General features: G+C 63.8%; 17 protein-coding genes. 8 read left to right on the forward strand and 9 right to left on the reverse strand.

Annotated elements, in window-relative coordinates:
• Positions 1 to 72 precede the first annotated feature (72 nt).
• The 4 genes from hflD to ACNFBT_RS19830 all read right to left on the reverse strand — a co-directional run bounded on the left by hflD (position 73) and on the right by ACNFBT_RS19830 (position 4,659).
• Entirely contained in the window at positions 73 to 693 is a 621-nt protein-coding gene (gene hflD / locus ACNFBT_RS19815) for a high frequency lysogenization protein HflD (protein ID WP_416752241.1), read from the reverse strand.
• Positions 690 to 1,817 (reverse strand): tRNA 2-thiouridine(34) synthase MnmA, encoded by a 1,128-nt coding sequence (gene mnmA / locus ACNFBT_RS19820; protein ID WP_416752243.1) that lies wholly within the window; start codon positions 1,815 to 1,817, stop codon positions 690 to 692. Before mnmA ends, hflD begins: the two co-directional genes overlap by 4 nt.
• A 72-nt stretch (positions 1,818 to 1,889) precedes the next feature.
• A complete protein-coding gene (locus ACNFBT_RS19825; protein ID WP_416752245.1) occupies positions 1,890 to 2,333 on the reverse strand; it encodes an NUDIX hydrolase in 444 nt (147 codons plus the stop codon).
• Positions 2,334 to 2,436: 103 nt separating this feature from the next.
• Positions 2,437 to 4,659 carry an NADP-dependent isocitrate dehydrogenase gene (locus ACNFBT_RS19830; protein ID WP_416752247.1) on the reverse strand — a complete coding sequence of 741 codons (2,223 nt, stop codon included), beginning with the start codon at positions 4,657 to 4,659 and terminating at the stop codon, positions 2,437 to 2,439.
• Between the two features lie 356 nt (positions 4,660 to 5,015).
• Between ACNFBT_RS19830 and icd the strand changes: the two genes are divergently transcribed.
• Positions 5,016 to 6,269, forward strand: a complete 1,254-nt coding sequence (gene icd / locus ACNFBT_RS19835; RefSeq protein ID WP_152224071.1) for an NADP-dependent isocitrate dehydrogenase — start codon at positions 5,016 to 5,018, stop codon at positions 6,267 to 6,269.
• 68 nt (positions 6,270 to 6,337) lie between these two features.
• Here icd and cspD read toward each other — a convergent pair whose 3' ends face one another.
• A complete protein-coding gene (cspD, locus tag ACNFBT_RS19840; RefSeq protein ID WP_416752249.1) occupies positions 6,338 to 6,613 on the reverse strand; it encodes a cold shock domain-containing protein CspD in 276 nt (91 codons plus the stop codon).
• Positions 6,614 to 6,841: 228 nt separating this feature from the next.
• Between cspD and clpS the strand changes: the two genes are divergently transcribed.
• Positions 6,842 to 7,204 (forward strand): ATP-dependent Clp protease adapter ClpS, encoded by a 363-nt coding sequence (gene clpS / locus ACNFBT_RS19845; RefSeq protein WP_416752251.1) that lies wholly within the window; start codon positions 6,842 to 6,844, stop codon positions 7,202 to 7,204.
• Positions 7,205 to 7,232: 28 nt separating this feature from the next.
• Positions 7,233 to 9,506 (forward strand): ATP-dependent Clp protease ATP-binding subunit ClpA, encoded by a 2,274-nt coding sequence (clpA, locus tag ACNFBT_RS19850; protein ID WP_416752253.1) that lies wholly within the window; start codon positions 7,233 to 7,235, stop codon positions 9,504 to 9,506.
• Positions 9,507 to 9,589: 83 nt separating this feature from the next.
• Here the strand turns inward: clpA and infA are convergent, their stop codons facing one another.
• From infA to trxB, 4 genes are all read right to left on the reverse strand, one after another.
• Positions 9,590 to 9,808 carry a translation initiation factor IF-1 gene (infA, locus tag ACNFBT_RS19855; RefSeq protein ID WP_002553999.1) on the reverse strand — a complete coding sequence of 73 codons (219 nt, stop codon included), beginning with the start codon at positions 9,806 to 9,808 and terminating at the stop codon, positions 9,590 to 9,592.
• 105 nt (positions 9,809 to 9,913) lie between these two features.
• On the reverse strand, positions 9,914 to 10,621 hold the full coding sequence (locus tag ACNFBT_RS19860) for an arginyltransferase (RefSeq protein ID WP_416752255.1): 708 nt from the start codon (positions 10,619 to 10,621) through the stop codon (positions 9,914 to 9,916).
• A gap of 31 nt (positions 10,622 to 10,652) precedes the next feature.
• The gene (gene aat, locus ACNFBT_RS19865; protein WP_416752257.1) at positions 10,653 to 11,357 is read right to left on the reverse strand and encodes a leucyl/phenylalanyl-tRNA--protein transferase; all 705 of its coding nucleotides are present in this window, start codon (positions 11,355 to 11,357) and stop codon (positions 10,653 to 10,655) included.
• A gap of 38 nt (positions 11,358 to 11,395) precedes the next feature.
• Positions 11,396 to 12,346, reverse strand: a complete 951-nt coding sequence (trxB, locus tag ACNFBT_RS19870; protein WP_416752259.1) for a thioredoxin-disulfide reductase — start codon at positions 12,344 to 12,346, stop codon at positions 11,396 to 11,398.
• Between the two features lie 170 nt (positions 12,347 to 12,516).
• On the opposite strand from trxB, the gene ftsK reads away from it, so the two are divergent.
• From ftsK to cysG, 5 genes are read left to right on the forward strand one after another with little or no spacing between them, the layout of a single operon-like run.
• Positions 12,517 to 14,979 carry a DNA translocase FtsK gene (gene ftsK, locus ACNFBT_RS19875; RefSeq protein ID WP_416752261.1) on the forward strand — a complete coding sequence of 821 codons (2,463 nt, stop codon included), beginning with the start codon at positions 12,517 to 12,519 and terminating at the stop codon, positions 14,977 to 14,979.
• 19 nt (positions 14,980 to 14,998) lie between these two features.
• Positions 14,999 to 15,622, forward strand: coding sequence for an outer membrane lipoprotein chaperone LolA (gene lolA / locus ACNFBT_RS19880; protein ID WP_416752263.1), 624 nt, complete (start codon positions 14,999 to 15,001; stop codon positions 15,620 to 15,622).
• Positions 15,623 to 15,658: 36 nt separating this feature from the next.
• Positions 15,659 to 16,984, forward strand: a complete 1,326-nt coding sequence (locus ACNFBT_RS19885) for a replication-associated recombination protein A (RefSeq protein ID WP_416752265.1) — start codon at positions 15,659 to 15,661, stop codon at positions 16,982 to 16,984.
• A gap of 46 nt (positions 16,985 to 17,030) precedes the next feature.
• On the forward strand, positions 17,031 to 18,311 hold the full coding sequence (gene serS, locus ACNFBT_RS19890; protein ID WP_416752267.1) for a serine--tRNA ligase: 1,281 nt from the start codon (positions 17,031 to 17,033) through the stop codon (positions 18,309 to 18,311).
• A gap of 1 nt (position 18,312) precedes the next feature.
• Positions 18,313 to 19,698 carry a siroheme synthase CysG gene (cysG, locus tag ACNFBT_RS19895; RefSeq protein WP_416752269.1) on the forward strand — a complete coding sequence of 462 codons (1,386 nt, stop codon included), beginning with the start codon at positions 18,313 to 18,315 and terminating at the stop codon, positions 19,696 to 19,698.
• Positions 19,699 to 19,769: the final 71 nt, after the last annotated feature.

Below are 19,769 nucleotides of genomic sequence, written 5' to 3' on the forward strand. Positions count from 1 at the left end.
CAACGAAAAGGGCGCACATCATACACGAATGCGGCGTTCTGGTCGCCCTTGCGGCGACCAGAAGGAGGTGTTTCAGCCGCGCATCAGGGGGCGCAGTTCACCCAGCATTTTCTTCCGGGCGAACAGCATCTGCCAGCGGTTGCCGCCGAGCTGTCGCCACAGGCGCGCGGAGCGGATGCCGGCCAGCAGTAGGGCGCGGATGCGCGCGGCATTGGCGTTGATCTGCAGGTGGCGCATGTCACCGTGCACCTGGATGCGCTGGCGGAAGGTGCTCAGGGTGTCCTGGTAAAGGCCGGCGCAGGAGGCGATGACGTTCTCGTGGACCAGGCCGAAGTGCTGCACCTGCTGCTGGATCTGGTCCAGGCGGCTGCCCATCAGGTCGAGCATGTCGTCGCGCTTGTTCAGCTGGCGCTCCAGGCCGATCAGTGAGAGCGCGTAGCGCAGCGGCTCGCGTTGCAGGCTGTTGGGGTCGCGCTCGAGCGCGCTGACCAGGGCGCGGAAGCCTTCGCGCAGGTTGGCGGTGTCGCCGCCGTAGACATCCAGGGTGGTCTTCGGGTCGCGTACCAGCAGGCTGCCGAGCATGCAGCTCAGCGGTGCCTCGGGGATCTGCCCGGTGCGGGCGAGGCGGTCTACCAGGGCGGCGGCTTCGAAGACGCCGGAGAGTGCGATGATCTGGTCGTGCAGATCGCTCATGTACGGTCCTTAGCGAACGCGGGTTCTGCGGATTCGATGACGCCGCCGCCGAGGCAGACTTCGCCGTCATAGAAGACCACGGACTGGCCGGGGGTGACGGCGCGCTGCGGCTCGTCGAAGACGGCGCGGTAGCCGTTCTCGGTGCGTTCCAGTACGCAGTTCTGGTCGGCCTGGCGGTAGCGCACCTTGGCGCGCAGGGCCTTGGGCTGGTCCAGGTCGATGGGGTTTACCCAATAGATGTGCGAGGCGTGGAGGGCACGGGAGAACAGCCATGGGTGGTCGTTGCCCTGACCGACGACCAGGACGTTGCGCACCAGGTCCTTCTCCAGCACGTACCAGGGGCTGTCGTCGGCGTTCTTCAGGCCGCCGATGCCCAGGCCCTGGCGCTGGCCGATGGTGTGATACATCAGGCCGACATGCTTGCCGATGACCGTGCCGTCGGTGGTCTCGATGTCGCCCGGCTGGGCCGGAAGGTACTGCTTGAGGAAGTCGCTGAAGCGGCGCTCGCCGATGAAGCAGATGCCGGTGGAGTCCTTTTTCTTCGCAGTGGCCAGGCCATATTTCTCGGCGATGGCGCGCACTTCGGGCTTCTCCAGTTCGCCGACCGGGAACAGGGTCTTGCCGATCTGCTCGCCGCCCACGGCGTGGAGGAAGTAGCTCTGGTCCTTGTTCGGGTCCAGGCCCTTGAGCAATTCGCTGCGACCGTCGATGTCGCGGCGGCGCACATAGTGGCCGGTGGCGATCAGGTCGGCGCCCAGGGCGACGGCATAGTCGAGGAAGGCTTTGAACTTGATCTCGCGGTTGCAGAGGATGTCCGGGTTCGGCGTGCGGCCGGCCTTGTATTCCTCGAGGAAGTGCTCGAAGACGTTGTCCCAGTATTCCGCCGCGAAGTTGGCGGTGTGCAACTTGATGCCGATGCGGTCGCAGACGGCCTGGGCGTCGGCCAGGTCGGTCATGGCGGTGCAGTACTCGGTGCCGTCGTCTTCTTCCCAGTTCTTCATGAACAGACCTTCCACCTGGTAGCCCTGTTCCTTGAGGAGGAGGGCGGAGACGGAGGAGTCCACGCCGCCGGACATGCCGACGATGACGCGGGTGTTCTGGGGAGCTTTGGGGAAATCAGACATGGTGGCGCATCACAGGTGCAGGTAAAGGCGAGGATTCTACCAGAGCCGAGCGGCTGAGGCTCGGCTGGCGGTTCAGGCGCGGATCAGGCTGAGCGGGAAGCGCTCGCCTTCCAGGTAGTCGTCGATGCAGCGCAGTACCAGGTGGCTGCGCCAGCGCTCGGGCTGGGCGGCCAGTTCGTCGCGGCTCATCCAGCGGGCGCCGAGGATGCCGTCGTCCAGTGCGCGCTCGGGGTGATGGCACAGGGGGCGGGCGGCGAAGCAGACGCGCTGGTAGGTCACGCCGTTGCTGGGCGCGGTGTAGAGGTAGATGCCGGTGACGGCGGTCAGCTCGACGTCCCAGCCGGTCTCTTCCAGGGTTTCGCGAACGGCGGCTTCGAGAAGGCTCTCGTTGGCCTCAAGATGGCCGGCGGGCTGGTTGAAGACCTGCTTTTTGTCAGCGGACATTTCTTCCACCAGCAGGAAGCGGCCCTGATCTTCGACGATGGTGGCGACGGTGATGTGTGCTAGCCAGCGCATGGGTGCGGTCTCGTGAGTTGGAAAAGGCGCGAGTTTAACGTTGCCGGGCGCAGAAAGCAGAACCCCCGGGAAGGCCCGGGGGTTCTGTGTTACGCGAAGTACCTTACGCCAGTGCGTCGATTGCGGCGTTGAAGGTCGCGCTCGGGCGCATGACCTGGGAGGTCAGCTCCGGGTTGGAGCGGTAGTAACCGCCGATGTCGGCCGGCTTGCCCTGGACGCCGTTCAGTTCGGCGACGATGGCCGCTTCCTTCTCGGTCAGGGTCTTGGCCAGTGCGCTGAAGTGAGCCTTCAGCTCGGCGTCGTCGTTCTGCTCGGCCAGGGCCTGGGCCCAGTACATGGCCAGGTAGAAGTGGCTGCCGCGGTTGTCGATCTCACCGATCTTGCGCGACGGCGACTTGTTGTTGTCGAGCAGCTTGCCGGTGGCGATGTCCAGGGTCTTGCCCAGTACCTTGGCCTTGGCGTTGCTGGTCTTGATGCCTTCTTCTTCGAAGGAGACGGCAAGAGCCAGGAACTCGCCCAGGGAGTCCCAGCGCAGGTAGTTCTCTTCCACCAGCTGCTGTACGTGCTTGGGAGCGGAGCCGCCGGCGCCGGTTTCGTACATGCCGCCGCCCGCCATCAGCGGAACGATGGACAGCATCTTGGCCGAGGTGCCCAGTTCCATGATCGGGAACAGGTCGGTCAGGTAGTCGCGCAGGACGTTGCCGGTCACCGAGATGGTGTCCAGGCCGCGCAGCTGGCGCTCCATGCTGGTGCGGATGGCTTCGTTGTAGCCCTTGATGCTGATGTCCAGACCGGTCAGGTCGTGGTCCTTCAGGTACAGTTCGACCTTCTTGCGCAGTTGGTTGTCGTGGGCGCGCTCCGGGTCCAGCCAGAAGATGGCCGGGGTGTTGGACTGGCGGGCGCGGGTAACGGCCAGCTTGACCCAGTCGCGGATCGGGGCGTCCTTGGTCTGGCAGGCGCGCCAGATGTCACCGGACTGCACTTCGTGCTGCATCAGGACCTTGCCATCGGCATCGACCACGCGCATGGTGCCGTCGGCTTCCATTTCGAAGGTCTTGTCGTGGGAGCCGTATTCCTCGGCCTTCTGCGCCATCAGGCCGACGTTCGGTACGCTGCCCATGGTGGTCGGGTCGAACGCGCCGTTGGTTTTGCAGAAGTTGATCATTTCCTGGTAGATGCGGGCGTAGGTGCTTTCCGGCATTACCGCTTTGGTGTCTTTCTGCTTGCCGTCCTTGCCCCACATCTGACCCGAGTTGCGGATCATGGCCGGCATGGAGGCGTCGACGATCACGTCGCTGGGGATGTGCAGGTTGGTGATGCCCTTGACCGAGTCGACCATCGCCATTTCCGGGCGGTGGCTGTACACCTCGTGGATGTCGTGCAGGATTTCTTCCTGCTGCGAGGCTGGCAGCGACTTGATCTTGTCGTAGACGCTGGAGATGCCGTTGTTCGGATTCACGCCCAGCTCTTCGAACAGCTGGCCGTACTTCTCGAACACGTCCTTGTAGTAGACGGTGACGGCGTGGCCGAAGACGATCGGGTGGGAGATCTTCATCATGGTGGCCTTGACGTGCAGGGACCACATGACGCCGGTTTCCTTGCAGTCCTGCAGGGTCTTCTCGAAGAAGGCGCGCAGCTTGCTGCAGCTCATGAACATGCTGTCGAGGACTTCGCCTTCCTGCATCTTCAGGGTCTTCTTGGTCTCGACCTTGCCGTCCTTGCCGACGAACTCGATACGGACTTCACCGGCCTTCGGGATGGTGACCGACTGCTCGCTGGAGAAGAAGTCGCCGCCACGCATGTAGTCGGCGTGGGAGCGCGAAGCCATGCTCCACTTGCCCATGCTGTGCGGGTGCTTGCGGGCGTAGGCCTTTACGGCGGCCGGGGCGCGGCGGTCGGAGTTGCCTTCGCGCAGGACCGGGTTCACGGCGCTGCCCAGGACCTTGGCGTAACGCGCGCGGGTGTCGTTCTCTTCGGCGGTCTGCGGGTCTTCCGGGAAGTCCGGAACGGCGAAGCCCAGCTTCTGCAGCTCGGCGATGGCGCCCTTGAGCTGCGGTACCGAAGCGGAAATGTTCGGCAGCTTGATGATGTTGGCTTCGGGGGCGGTGGCCAGTTGGGCCAGGTAGGCCAGGTCGTCTTCGATGGCCTTGTCGCCGAGCTTGTCGGCGAAGGAGGCCAGGATACGGCCTGCAAGAGAGATGTCGCGGGTTTCTACGTCGATGCCGGCGGAGGCGGCGAAGGCTTTTACGATGGGAAGCAGCGAGTAGGTGGCAAGGGCGGGTGCTTCGTCGGTGAAGGTGTAAGTAATCTTCGAGCGGATGGACATCTCGTTCTAACTCTCTTCTTTGCTGGGCGCGCACAGAGTCTCGAATCGCGTTGGTACACGCTTGCGTTCAACGAAGTGGTTGATCGACCTTCGAGAATTGCCGCGGGGATATTGGGGCGCCAGTAGAGCGTTGTACGACGGGTTCCTGGTGTGGACCCCGCCGTTACGAGGAGAGAGTCTGGTCCCAGACTGCTCGGACCTCGATGACCATTAAGTCATGCCGGCCAGTATACCACCCTAAAGGCAGGGTGATGCGCGTCCCTTTTTTAGACTAAGGAATGATGTAGTTCGATGACCGACTTGTGAGCTACCCTCAGTGGCTGCAAGAGGGTTTCAACCACAAAGCGGAGTTCAGCATGGGATACCAAAAGATCCAGGTGCCGGCCGGTGACAAAATCACCGTCAACGCCGATATGTCCTTGAATGTACCGAAGAACCCGATCATCCCGTTCATCGAGGGTGATGGCATTGGCGTCGACATCAGCCCGGTCATGATCAAGGTCGTCGACGCAGCCGTCGAGAAAGCCTACAAGGGCGACCGCAAGATCGCGTGGATGGAAGTCTACGCCGGCGAGAAGGCCACCCAGGTCTACGACCAGGACACCTGGCTGCCCCAGGAAACCCTGGACGCCGTCCGCGATTACGTCGTCTCCATCAAGGGGCCGCTGACCACCCCGGTCGGTGGCGGCATCCGCTCGCTGAACGTGGCCCTGCGTCAGCAGCTCGACCTCTACGTCTGCCTGCGCCCGGTACGCTGGTTCGAAGGCGTGCCCAGTCCGGTGAAGAAACCCGGCGACGTGGATATGGTGATCTTCCGCGAGAACTCCGAAGACATCTACGCCGGCGTCGAATGGAAAGCCGGCACTCCCGAGGCCCAGAAGGTCATCAAGTTCCTCACCGAGGAAATGGGCGTCAAGAAGATCCGCTTCACCGAAAACTGCGGTATCGGCATCAAGCCGGTTTCCCTGGAGGGCACCAGGCGCCTGGTGCGCAAGGCCCTGCAATACGCCGTGGACAATGATCGCAGCTCCGTGACCATCGTCCATAAAGGCAACATCATGAAATTCACCGAGGGTGCCTTCAAGGATTGGGGCTACGAGCTCGCCCGTGATGAGTTCGGCGCCCAGCTGCTCGACGGCGGCCCGTGGATGCAGTTCAAGAACCCCAACACCGGCAAGAACATCGTGGTGAAGGACGTGATCGCCGATGCCATGCTGCAGCAGATCCTGCTGCGCCCGGCCGAGTACGACGTGATCGCGACCTTGAACCTGAATGGCGACTACCTGTCCGACGCCCTGGCGGCGGAGGTGGGCGGCATCGGCATCGCGCCGGGGGCCAACCTGTCCGACTCGGTGGCCATGTTCGAGGCGACCCACGGCACCGCGCCCAAGTATGCGGGGCTGGACAAGGTGAACCCGGGTTCGGTGATCCTTTCCGCCGAGATGATGCTGCGTCATATGGGCTGGCCGGAAGCGGCCGACCTGATCATCAAGGGTGTGAACGGCGCCATCGCGGCCAGAACTGTTACCTATGATTTCGAGCGTCTGATGGACGGCGCCAAGCTGCTGTCCTGCTCGGAGTTCGGCGACGCGATCATCGCCAAGATGTAATCCGGGTGAAGCGCCCATAAAAAAGGCCGGCAGATGCCGGCCTTTTTCATTCTGCCGATCCGGGAGGATCAGGCCTCTGCCGTGATGTTCTGCATCTCGCTGCTTGGGGCAGTCTGGGCGGAGGAGGTGGATGCGTTGGCGTTGACGGGTTGAATGTTAACCGCATGCAACCCCTTCGGACCTTGCAGGATCTCGAAGCTTACGGGTTGGCCGGCCTTGAGTGTCTTGTAGCCATCCATCTGGATCGCCGAGTAATGAGCGAACAGGTCCTCATCTCGGCCTTCAGCCAGGATGAATCCATAGCCCTTGGCGTTGTTGAACCACTTGACCTTACCGCTGAGCATGCTGATATCCCTCTGCAAAGGACTCCATCGCTGGAGTATCATCCACTACGATTCCGCTACAGCCTTTATCAGGGGCTGGCGTCCGGAACTCCTGATACCCTCCGGGGGGTATCCTTTGGTTGTAACACCCTTTTGCCGTTAGTCAAGGCGGCGTCGTCTGGGCCTGAGAGACGCTTCAAACTCCGGTTGGCCCCCTCATTCACCCACTCGCAAAGCTTTTATTCCAGCATGCATGCAAGTAGCCAGATTCGACTAACATTCAATCAGGACCGCCCGGATCCATTGGAAGACGAAGGGACGGGGCTCGCGGTCGAGGAATCCAAGCCCGCGCTGAAGGCACCGTCCATGTATCGGGTCATCATGTTCAACGATGATTACACCCCGATGGATTTCGTGGTTGAGGTGCTCGAGTTGTACTTCAACATGAACCGAGAGCAGGCAACCAAGGTCATGTTGACCGTGCATACTCAAGGCAAGGCGAACTGCGGGACCTTTACCCGTGATGTCGCTGAAACCAAAGCCATGCAGGTCAATCAATATGCGAGGGAGAGCCAACATCCACTGTTGTGCGAAATAGAGAAAGAAGGTTGATGCGGATGTTTGGGAGCGAGGTGAAGTCATGTTGAATCGAGAGCTCGAAGTCACCCTCAATCTCGCCTTCAAGGAGGCGCGGGCGAAGCGGCATGAGTTCATGACCGTTGAGCACTTGCTGTTGGCGCTTCTGGATAATGAGGCTGCCGCAACGGTCCTGAGAGCGTGTGGAGCCAATCTGGACAAGCTGCGGCGGGACCTGCAGGAGTTCATCGACTCCACCACGCCACTGATCCCTCAGCATGATGAGGATCGCGAGACCCAGCCGACCCTGGGCTTCCAGCGCGTATTGCAGCGCGCGGTGTTCCATGTGCAGAGCTCCGGCAAGCGCGAGGTGACTGGCGCCAATGTGCTGGTGGCCATCTTCAGCGAACAGGAAAGTCAGGCGGTGTTCCTGCTCAAGCAGCAGAGCGTCGCGCGTATCGATGTGGTCAACTACATCGCCCACGGCATTTCCAAGGTGCCGGGCCATGCCGAGCATCAGGAAAACGAGCAGGACATGCAGGACGAGGAGGGCGGCGAGTCTTCCACTTCCAGCCATCCGTTGGATGCCTATGCCAGCAACCTGAACGATCTGGCGCGCCAGGGGCGCATCGATCCGCTGGTCGGCCGTGAAACCGAAGTCGAGCGTGTCGCGCAGATTCTCGCGCGCCGCCGCAAGAACAATCCGCTGCTGGTCGGCGAGGCTGGCGTCGGCAAGACCGCCATCGCCGAGGGGCTGGCCAAGCGCATCGTCGACGGCCAGGTGCCGGACCTGTTGTCCGACAGCGTCGTCTATTCCCTGGACCTGGGTGCGCTGCTGGCGGGCACCAAGTACCGCGGTGATTTCGAGAAGCGCTTCAAGGCGCTGCTCAACGAGTTGCGCAAGCGTCCGCATGCCGTGCTGTTCATCGACGAGATCCACACCATCATTGGCGCCGGTGCGGCATCGGGTGGCGTGATGGATGCGTCCAACCTGCTCAAGCCGCTGCTGTCCTCCGGCGAGATCCGCTGCATCGGCTCCACTACCTTCCAGGAATTCCGTGGCATCTTCGAGAAGGACCGGGCACTGGCCCGCCGCTTCCAGAAGGTCGATGTCACCGAGCCGTCCGTCGAGGATACCTACGGCATCCTGAAGGGCTTGAAGCCGCGTTTCGAACAGCACCACCACGTCGAGTACAGCGACGAGGCGCTGCGTGCCGCTGCCGAGTTGGCAGCGCGCTACATCAATGACCGGCACATGCCGGACAAGGCCATCGACGTGATCGACGAGGCGGGTGCCTATCAGCGCCTGCAGCCGGAAGAGAAGCGCGTGAAGCGCATCGAAGTGCCGCAGGTCGAGGACATCGTCGCGAAGATCGCGCGTATTCCGCCCAAGCATGTCTCCAGCTCCGATAAAGAGTTGCTGCGCAACCTCGAGCGCGACCTGAAGCTGACCGTGTTCGGCCAGGCGGCGGCCATCGAGTCGCTGTCCACGGCGATCAAGCTGTCCCGTGCGGGCCTGAAGTCGCCGGACAAGCCGGTCGGTTCCTTCCTGTTCTCCGGCCCGACCGGGGTGGGCAAGACCGAGGTGGCGCGTCAGTTGGCCAAGGCGCTGGGCGTGGAGCTGGTGCGCTTCGACATGTCCGAGTACATGGAGCGGCACACCGTGTCCCGTCTGATCGGCGCGCCTCCGGGCTACGTCGGTTTCGATCAGGGTGGCTTGCTCACCGAAGCGATCACCAAGACGCCGCACTGCGTGCTGCTGCTGGATGAGATCGAGAAGGCGCACCCGGAAGTCTTCAACCTGCTGTTGCAGGTGATGGACCACGGCACCCTGACCGATAACAACGGGCGCAAGGCGGACTTCCGCAACGTCATCCTGATCATGACCACCAACGCTGGCGCGGAAACCGCGGCGCGGGCCTCCATTGGCTTCACGCTGCAGGATCACTCGAGCGACGCCATGGAAGTGATCAAGAAGAGCTTCACCCCGGAGTTCCGCAACCGCCTGGACACCATCATCCAGTTCGGCCGTCTCAGTCTCGAGACCATCAAGAGCATCGTCGACAAGTTCCTCACCGAGTTGCAGGCGCAGCTCGAGGACAAGCATGTGCAGATCGAGGTCAGCGACGCGGCGCGCAATTGGCTGGCGGAGAAGGGCTACGACCCGCAGATGGGCGCGCGTCCGATGGCGCGGCTGATCCAGGACAAGATCAAGCGGCCGCTGGCCGAGGAGATCCTGTTCGGCGAGCTGGCCGAGCACGGTGGGGTGGCCCATGTGGACCTGAAGGATGGCGAGCTGGCCTTCGAGTTCGAGGTGATCGCCGTAGAACCGGCCTGACGAACGTCAGACGGAAACGAAAACGCCCGGCAATGCCGGGCGTTTTTCTGTGTGCCGGATTTGACTTCCGGCGCTACCGGCCGTCAGCGGGCGCGGTAGGTGATACGACCCTTGGACAGGTCGTAGGGCGTCAGTTCTACGCGAACCTTGTCGCCGGTCAGGATGCGGATGTAGTTCTTGCGCATCTTGCCGGAGATGTGCGCGGTAACGACGTGCCCATTCTCCAACTCCACGCGGAACATGGTGTTGGGCAGGGTGTCGACGACAGTGCCTTCCATTTCGAAGCTGTCTTCTTTCGACATGCAGTAGAGCCCTCGGTATCTATGGTTGCCTGAAGTTTCAGGCCATTAAAAAAGGCACACATTGTGCCTGAAAATGCGCCACAACGCCAACTGGCGTGTAATGGGTCAGTTCAGCACGACCCAGCGCTGGTTCACGAACAGCTCGATCGGCCGGTACTGGGTCTTGTAGTTCATCTTCCGGCAGTTCTTGATCCAGTAGCCGAGATAGACCGCGTGCAGGCCCAGGCGGTGGGTCTCGGCGATCTGCCAGAGGATGGCATAGCGGCCCAGGCTGCGGCGCTCTTCGTCAGGGTCGTAGAAGGTGTAGACCGCCGAGAGCCCGTTGGGCAGAACGTCGGTGACCGCGACAGCCAGCAGGCGGCCCTGCAGGCGGAACTCGAAGAAGCAGCTGAACGGCAGGTCGCGGACCAGGAAGGTGGCGAACTGGTCGCGGCTGGGCGGATACATGTCCCCGTCGGCGTGGCGCTGCTCGATGTAGCGCATGTAGAGCGCGTAGTACTCCTCGGTGAAGGTCGGCCGCTTGCGGATGACCTCGAGGTCGAGGTTGCGCTTGAGGATGCGTTTCTGCTGACGGCTGGGCTGGAAGCCGGCGGCGGGGATGCGCGCCGGTATGCAGGCGGTGCAGTGCTGGCAGTGGGGGCGGTACAGGTGTTCGCCGCTGCGCCGGAAGCCGACCTCCGAAAGCGAGGCATACAGCTGCGCGTCCATGGGCTGGCTGGGGTCGAGGAACAGGGTGGTGGCCTGTTCCTCGGGCAGATAGCTGCATGGGTGCGGCTGTGTGGCGTAAAACTTCAGGCGGGCGAGCTCGGTCATCTTCAACCCCTGCGAGGACCCTCTGGCAAGTTTATGCCAGGCTGGGCTGGTCCGCTTGCGAAGTCCAGTCCTGCAATGGCGTTTGGTCGAGATGGCGGCGCAGATAGGCAGCGAATTCGCGCCGGGAAATGGCCCGTGCGCCAAAGCTGTGCAGGTGCTGGGTCGGCATCTGGCAGTCGATCAGCTCGAAGCCGGCGGTCTTGAGGCGTTGCACCAGGGTGACGAACGCCACCTTGGAGGCATTGTCCGCGCGGCTGAACATGGATTCGCCGAAGAACAGCCGACCGATGGCGAGTCCGTAAAGGCCGCCGACCAGCTCGTTACCGTCCCAGGCTTCCACCGAGTGTGCGACGCCCATGCGGTGCAGTTCACAGTAGGCCTTCTGCATCGGCGTGGTGATCCAGGTGCCGTCGGCGTAGTCGCGCGGTCCGGCGCAACCGTGGATGACCTGTTCGAAGGCCTGGTCGATGCTGATCCGGTAGCGCTGCTGGCGCAGGCACTTGGCCAGGCTGCGGGAAACGTGCAGTTCGTCGGGGAACAGCACGGTGCGTGGATCGGGCGACCACCAGAGGATCGGCTGGCCGTCCTGGTACCAGGGGAAGCAGCCGTGACGGTACGCCTGGATCAGGCGGCGCGGGTCGAGGTCGCCGCCGGCCGCGAGCAGGCCGTTGGGCTCGTGCAGGGCCTTGTCCAGGGGGGGAAAGTCGAAATTGTCGCGCGATAGCCAGTTCAGCATGGGCGGAGGAGGGGAGGGCGAGCCTCCCCTTTGGCCGATCAGTTGTCGTCGAGGAACTTCTCGGCGTCCAGCGCGGCCATGCAGCCGGCGCCGGCGGAGGTGATCGCCTGGCGGTAGACGTGGTCGGCCACGTCGCCGGCGGCGAACACGCCTTCGATGCTGGTCTGGGTGGCGTTGCCTTCGGCGCCGCCCTTGATCTTCAGGTAGCCGTCATGCATGGCCAGTTGGCCGGTGAACAGGTCGGTGTTGGGCTTGTGGCCGATGGCGATGAACACGCCGGAGAGGTCCAGCTGGCGGGTCGCGCCGCTTTCGGTGTCCTTCAGGCGCACGCCGATCACGCCCATGTCGTCGCCCAGGACTTCGTCCAGGGTGGTGTTCCAGTGCAGGCGCACGTTGCCGTTCTGGGCTTTCTCGAACAGCTTGTCCTGCAGGATCTTCTCCGAGCGCAGCTTGTCGCGGCGGTGGATCAGGTGGACTTCCTTGGCAATGTTGGACAGGTAGAGTGCCTCTTCCACGGCGGTGTTGCCGCCGCCGACCACGCAGACCACCTGGTTACGGTAGAAGAAACCATCGCAGGTGGCGCAGGCGGAAACGCCGCGGCCCATGAAGGCCTCCTCGGAGGACATGCCCAGGTACTGGGCCGAGGCGCCGGTGGCGATGATCAGTGCGTCGCAGGTGTAGGTGCCGCTGTCACCCTTGAGGGTGAAGGGCTTCTGCTGCAACTCGGCGGTGTGGATGTGGTCGTAGACGATCTCGGTATCGAAACGCTGGGCGTGCTTCTGCATGCGCTCCATCAGGGCGGGACCGGTCAGGCCTTCGACGTCGCCCGGCCAGTTGTCGACCTCGGTGGTGGTGGTGAGTTGGCCGCCGGGCTGGATGCCGGTGATGACAACAGGCTTGAGGTTGGCGCGAGCGGCGTACACGGCTGCGGTGTAGCCGGCGGGGCCGGAGCCCAGGATGATCAGGCGCGAATGCTTGACTTCACTCATAAAAAGACTCCATAAGCCTTTGTCACGTAAGAGAATGCATGCTCCAATTGAGCAGCCGAAAAGCGGTGATGGGCTATGCTACACCGAACCTCGGAAAGCCGGCAAAAGCGCCGTCGGACGCTTCCGGGCTTGCTGGCATCGGCTGGCCAAAGCCGTACAATAGGCCCGTTTTGAGGCTCAACGACTCTCGGACGCGCGAAGAGCGCAGGAATAGACGCGTTTTGAAGGACACCACAGCAAGCCACGCCGCCGCCTGGCGTCAGCAACTGCACTATCGCCTGAAGGAAGGGGCGTTGATCGCGCTGGGCGCGCTCTGCCTTTACCTGTGGATGGCGCTGCTCACCTATGATCCGTCCGATCCGGGCTGGAGTCACTCCAGCCACGTCGACCAGGTGCAGAACGCCGCCGGCCGTCTGGGGGCGCTGAGCGCCGACATCCTGTTCATGGTGCTGGGCTACTTCGCCTACCTGTTCCCGCTGCTGCTGGCGGTGAAGACCTATCAGGTCTTCCGCAAGCGCCACCTGCCCTGGGAGTGGAGCGGCTGGCTGTTCTCCTGGCGCCTGATTGGCCTGGTATTCCTGGTTCTTGCCGGTTCCGCGCTGGCCTACATCCATTTCCATGCCAGTGGCAGCCACATGCCGGCCAGCGCTGGCGGAGCCCTGGGCGAGAGCCTGGGGCAACTGGGCGTCAATGCGCTGAACGTGCAGGGCAGCACCCTGTTGTTCCTGGCCCTGTTCCTGTTCGGCATGACGGTCTTCGCCGACCTGTCCTGGTTCAAGGTCATGGACGTTACCGGCAAGATCACCCTCGATCTCTTCGAGCTGATCCACAATGCCGCCAATCGCTGGTGGAGCGCACGCAGCGAGCACAAGCAGCTGGTTGCCCAGCTGCGCGAGGTGGATGAGCGCGTGGCCGAAGTCGCCGCGCCCATCGTCGCCGACCGCCGCGAACAGGCCAAGGTCAAGGAGCGCCTGATCGAGCGCGAGGAAGCACTGGTCAAGAGCGTGCAGGAGCGCGAGAAGCGCGTGGCGCCGAAGATCGATGTACCGCCGCCGCCCGCCAAACCGGTCGAGCCGAGCAAGCGCGTGCAGAAGGAAAAGCAGGCACCGCTGTTCGTCGATACCGCCGTGGAAGGCACGCTGCCGCCGCTGTCGATCCTCGACCCGGCCTCCGAGAAGAAGCAGAGCTACTCGCCCGAATCCCTGGAGGCCATGTCGCGCCTGCTGGAAATCAAACTCAAGGAGTTCGGCGTCGAAGTCATCGTCGAGTCCGTGCATCCGGGGCCGGTGATCACCCGTTTCGAGATCCAGCCGGCCGCCGGCGTGAAGGTCAGCCGCATCTCCAACCTGGCCAAGGATCTGGCGCGTTCGCTGGCCGTGATCAGCGTGCGCGTGGTCGAAGTGATTCCCGGCAAGACCACCGTGGGTATCGAGATTCCCAACGAAGACCGGCAGATGGTGCGCTTCTCCGAAGTGCTGATGACGCCAGAGTACGACGAACACAAGTCCACCGTGCCGCTGGCCCTGGGCCACGACATCGGCGGCAACCCGATCATCACCGACCTGGCGAAGATGCCGCACCTGCTGGTGGCGGGTACCACCGGTTCCGGTAAGTCGGTGGGTGTGAACGCCATGCTCCTGTCGATCCTGTTCAAGTCCACGCCGGAAGAAGCGCGGCTGATCATGATCGACCCGAAGATGCTGGAACTGTCGATCTACGAAGGCATTCCGCACCTGCTCTGCCCAGTGGTCACCGACATGAAGGAGGCCGCCAACGCCCTGCGCTGGAGCGTCGCCGAAATGGAGCGCCGCTATAAGCTGATGGCGGCCATGGGCGTGCGTAACCTCGCCGGCTTCAACCGCAAGGTGAAGGACGCGGAGGAGGCCGGCACACCGCTGACCGACCCACTGTACCGCCGCGAGAGCATGGAAGACGAAGCGCCGCTGCTGCAGACCCTGCCGACCATCGTGGTCGTCGTCGACGAGTTCGCCGACATGATGATGATCGTCGGCAAGAAGGTGGAAGAGCTGATCGCTCGTATCGCCCAGAAGGCGCGTGCGGCGGGCATCCACCTGATCCTGGCGACCCAGCGTCCGTCGGTGGACGTGATCACCGGCCTGATCAAGGCGAACATTCCGACCCGTATCGCCTTCCAGGTTTCCAGCAAGATCGACTCGCGCACCATCCTCGACCAGGGTGGCGCCGAGCAGTTGCTGGGCCACGGCGACATGCTCTACCTGCCGCCGGGCACCGGCCTGCCGATCCGCGTCCATGGCGCCTTCGTCTCCGACGACGAAGTGCACCGCGTCGTCGAGGCGTGGAAGCTGCGCGGAGCGCCGAACTACATCGAGGACATCCTCGCCGGTGCCGAGGAAGGCGGTGGCGGCTCGTTCGAAGGTGGCGGTGGCGGCGAAGGCGGCGAGGGCAGCGAGGACGATCCGCTCTATGACGAAGCCGTACGTTTCGTCACCGAAAGTCGCCGCGCATCCATTTCCGCCGTGCAGCGCAAGCTGAAGATCGGCTACAACCGCGCTGCGCGGATGATCGAGGCGATGGAAATGGCCGGCGTGGTCACCCCGATGAATACCAATGGCTCGCGCGAGGTCATCGCGCCGGCCCCGATCCGTGATTGATTCGACTTCGAGGATATCCATGCGTCTGATTCGCATGTTGTTCGTTGCTGCGCTGGCTTTTGCCGGCGTACAGGCCCACGCCGACGATGCCGCCGCCCAGCGCCTGAGCGGTATGCTCAGCAAAGCCCAGACCATGACCGCGCGCTTCTCCCAGCTGACCCTGGACGGCAGCGGCACCCGCCTGCAGGAAACCGCCGGTACCCTGGGCCTCAAGCGCCCGGGGCTGTTCCGCTGGCACACCGATGCGCCCAACGAGCAGCTGCTCATCTCCAATGGCGAGAAAATCTGGCTGTACGACCCGGATCTGGAGCAGGTGACGATCCAGAAGCTCGACCAGCGCCTGACCCAGACCCCGGCGCTGCTGCTCTCTGGCGATGTCTCGAAGATCGGCCAGAGCTTCGACATCACCGCGAAGGATGGCGGCAACGTGGTGGACTTCATCCTCAAGCCCAAGGCCAAGGACACCCTGTTCGACAGCCTGCGGATCTCCTTCCGCAGCGGCGTAGTGAACGACATGCAGCTGATCGACAGCGTCGGCCAGCGCACCAACATCCTGTTCTTCGACGTGAAGATGAACGAGGCGATGGACGCCAAGCAGTTCGTCTTCGAGGTGCCCAAGGGCGTCGACGTCATCCAGGAATAAACCGGCCCCGCGCCGGACTGATCGATAGGTAATACCGTGGACCTGTTCCGCTCCGCCCCCGTTTCCCAGCCCCTGGCCGCGCGCCTGCGCGCGACCAGCCTGGACGAGTACGTCGGCCAGGAGCACCTGCTCGCCCGCGGCAAGCCGCTGCGCGAGGCGCTGGAGCAGGGTGCGCTGCACTCGATGATCTTCTGGGGCCCGCCCGGTGTCGGCAAGACCACCCTGGCGAAGCTGCTGGCGCAGGTCACCGATGCACACTTCGAGACCATCTCGGCGGTGCTCTCGGGTGTGAAGGAAATCCGCCAGTCGGTGGAAGTGGCCAAGCAGCACGCCGCGCAGTACGGCCGCCGCACCATCCTCTTCGTCGACGAGGTGCACCGCTTCAACAAGAGCCAGCAGGACGCATTCCTGCCCTATGTGGAAGACGGCACCCTGATCTTTATCGGGGCGACCACCGAGAACCCGTCCTTCGAGCTGAACAACGCGCTGCTGTCCCGGGCCCGTGTCTACGTGCTGAAAAGCCTGGACGAAGAAGCCCTGCGTCGGCTTGTGCAACGCGCGCTGACCGAAGAGAAGGGGCTGGGCAAGCGGAACCTGAGCCTGCCCGACGAAAGCTTCGCGATCCTCATGGCCGCCGCCGACGGCGATGGCCGGCGCCTGCTCAACCTGCTGGAGAACGCCTCGGACCTCGCCGAAGACAACGGCGAGATCAGCGCCGAGCTGCTGCAGAACCTGCTGGGTGACTCGCGTCGCCGTTTCGACAAAGGTGGCGAGGCCTTCTACGACCAGATCAGCGCACTGCACAAGTCGGTGCGTGGTTCCAGCCCCGATGGCGCGCTGTACTGGTATTCGCGCATGCTCGACGGCGGCTGCGATCCGCTGTACATCGCCCGCCGGGTGGTGCGCATGGCCAGCGAAGACATCGGCAATGCCGATCCACGTGCGCTGACCCTGTGCCTCAACGCCTGGGATGTGCAGGAGCGCCTGGGCAGTCCGGAAGGTGAATTGGCCATTGCGCAGGCTATCGTCTACCTGGCCTGTGCACCGAAGAGCAATGCCGTCTACAACGCCTATAACACGGCGCGCCGTGATGTGGCGGAGAGCGGCTCGCTGGAAGTGCCGCTGCACTTGCGCAACGCACCGACCAAATTGATGAAGAACCTGGGCTATGGCGACGAGTATCGTTACGCCCATGATGAGCCGGACGCCTACGCGGCCGGGGAGGACTACTTCCCCGAGTCCATGGAACCGCGCCAGTATTACCAACCCGTGCCGCGCGGGCTGGAGCTGAAGATCGGCGAGAAGTTGCGCCACCTGGCGAATCTTGACCAGAGCAGTCCGCGCAAGCGTAGAAAATCCTGAAGTGGCGCCCGCGAGCGCCACCTGACACTAGACACGAGAACACAGCATGCTCGATTCCAAACTGGTTCGTACCCAGCCGCAGGAAGTTGCGGAACGCCTGGCCACCCGTGGCTTCACCCTGGACGTGGCGCGCATCGAAGCGCTGGAGAGCCAGCGCAAGTCCGTGCAGACCCGCACTGAGACCCTGCAGGCCGAGCGCAACTCGCGTTCCAAGGCGATCGGCCTGGCCATGAAGAATGGCGAGGACGTCGCGCCACTGAAGGCCGAGGTCAACCGCATGGCCGAGGAGCTGGAATCCGGCAAGCGAGAGCTGGACGCCATCCAGGCCGAGCTGGACAACCTGCTGCTGAACATCCCGAACCTGCCGCACGAGTCGGTTCCGGTGGGTGCCGACGAAGACCATAACGTCGAAGTCCGCCGCTGGGGCACCCCGCGCACCTTCGATTTCGAGATCAAGGACCACGTTGCCCTGGGTGAGAAACACGGCTGGTTGGACTTCGAGACCGCAGCCCGCCTGTCCGGCGCCCGCTTCGCCCTGATGCGCGGTCCGATCGCTCGTCTGCACCGCGCCCTGGCGCAGTTCATGATCGATCTGCACACCCGCGAGCATGGCTACGAAGAGGCCTACACCCCGTACCTGGTGCAGGCTCCGGCCCTGCAGGGCACCGGCCAGCTGCCGAAGTTCGAGGAAGACCTGTTCAAGATCCAGCGCGAAGACGAAGCCGACCTGTACCTGATCCCGACCGCCGAAGTCTCGCTGACCAACATCGTTGCCGGCCAGATCCTCGATGCGAAGGAGCTGCCGCTGAAGTTCGTTGCCCACACCCCGTGCTTCCGCAGCGAAGCCGGCGCATCGGGCCGTGACACCCGCGGCATGATCCGCCAGCACCAGTTCGACAAGGTCGAGATGGTGCAGATCGTCGAGCCTTCGAAGTCCTGGGAAGCCCTGGAAAGCCTGGTCGGCAACGCCGAGAAGGTCCTGCAGGCCCTGGAGCTGCCGTATCGCGCGCTGGCGCTGTGCACCGGCGACATGGGCTTCGGCGCCGCCAAGACCTACGACCTGGAAGTCTGGGTGCCGAGCCAGGACAAGTATCGCGAGATTTCCTCCTGCTCCAACTGCGGCGACTTCCAGGCCCGCCGCATGCAGGCACGCTACCGCAACCCGGAAACCGGCAAGCCGGAGCTGGTCCACACCCTCAACGGCTCGGGCCTGGCTGTAGGCCGCACCCTGGTCGCCGTGCTGGAGAACTACCAGCAGGCCGACGGCTCGATCCGCGTACCGGAAGTGCTCAAGCCGTACATGGCCGGCATCGAGGTCATCGGCTGAGATGGACTTCCTGCCGCTGTTCCACATCCTGCGCGGACGTCGCGCGCTGCTGGTCGGCGGCGGTGATGTCGCACTGCGCAAGGCGCGTCTGCTGAGCGACGCCGGCGCGGTGCTGCGCGTTGTGGCGCCCGAAGTGCATTCCGAGCTGCGCGAACTGGTCGAGGAGGGCGCGGGTGAATTGCTCCTGCGCCCCTACGCCCAGGGCGACCTGCAGGATTGCGTGCTGGTCATCGCCGCCACGGACGACGAGCCGCTCAATGCGCAGGTTTCCCGGGACGCCAACGCGCGTGGCGTGCCGGTCAACGTGGTGGACGCGCCGGCCCTGTGCAGCGTGATCTTCCCGGCCATCGTCGATCGATCGCCGCTGGTGGTGGCGGTCTCCAGCGGTGGCGACGCGCCGGTGCTGGCGCGTCTGCTGCGGGCCAAGCTGGAAACCTGGATTCCCGCGACCTACGGCCAATTGGCGGGCCTCGCCAGCCGCTTCCGCGAGCGCGTGAAGCAGCGCCTGCCGGATCTGCAGCAGCGTCGCAAGTTCTGGGAAGACGTGTTCCAGGGGCCGGTCGCCGAGCGCATGCTTGCCGGTCAGCCGAACGAGGCTGAGCGCCTGCTGGCGGACAAGCTCGAAGCGCCGCAGCCTGAATCCCGTGGCGAGGTCTATCTGGTGGGCGCGGGTCCGGGTGATCCCGATCTGCTGACCTTCCGCGCCCTGCGCCTGATGCAGCAGGCGGACGTGGTGCTCTACGACCGCCTCGTCGCGCCGGCCATTCTCGAATTGTGCCGCCGCGACGCCGATCGCCTGTACGTCGGCAAGCGCCGTTCGGACCACGCCGTGCCGCAGGACGAGATCAATCGCCAACTGGTCGAGCTTGCCCAGCAGGGCAAGCGGGTGCTGCGCCTGAAGGGCGGTGACCCGTTCATCTTCGGCCGCGGCGGCGAAGAGATCGACGAACTGGCGGCCAATGGCATCCCGTTCCAGGTCGTCCCCGGCATCACCGCGGCCAGCGGCTGCGCGGCCTATGCCGGCATTCCGCTGACCCATCGCGACTATGCGCAGTCGGTGCGCTTCGTCACCGGGCACCTGAAGGATGGCACCACCGACCTGCCCTGGGGCGATCTGGTGGCGCCGGGGCAGACCCTGGTGTTCTACATGGGCCTGGTCGGCTTGCCGGTGATCTGCGAGCAGCTGGTGCGCCATGGCCGTTCCCCCGACACTCCGGCCGCATTGGTGCAGCAAGGCACCACCGTGCACCAGCGGGTGTTCACCGGCACGTTGGCCAATCTCCCCGAATTGGTGGCCGAGCATGAGGTGCATGCGCCGACGCTGGTGATCGTAGGCGAGGTCGTACAGTTGCGGGAGAAGCTCGCCTGGTTCGAAGGGCAGCAATGAAGGTCGTGCGCGGCGCGACACTGGGCGTTGATTGCGCTGTGTTGCCGGGCCGCTACCGCACTGACCTGCTC

This window comes from Pseudomonas sp. NY15181 (assembly GCF_048068055.1).
Lineage (GTDB): Bacteria > Pseudomonadota > Gammaproteobacteria > Pseudomonadales > Pseudomonadaceae > Pseudomonas.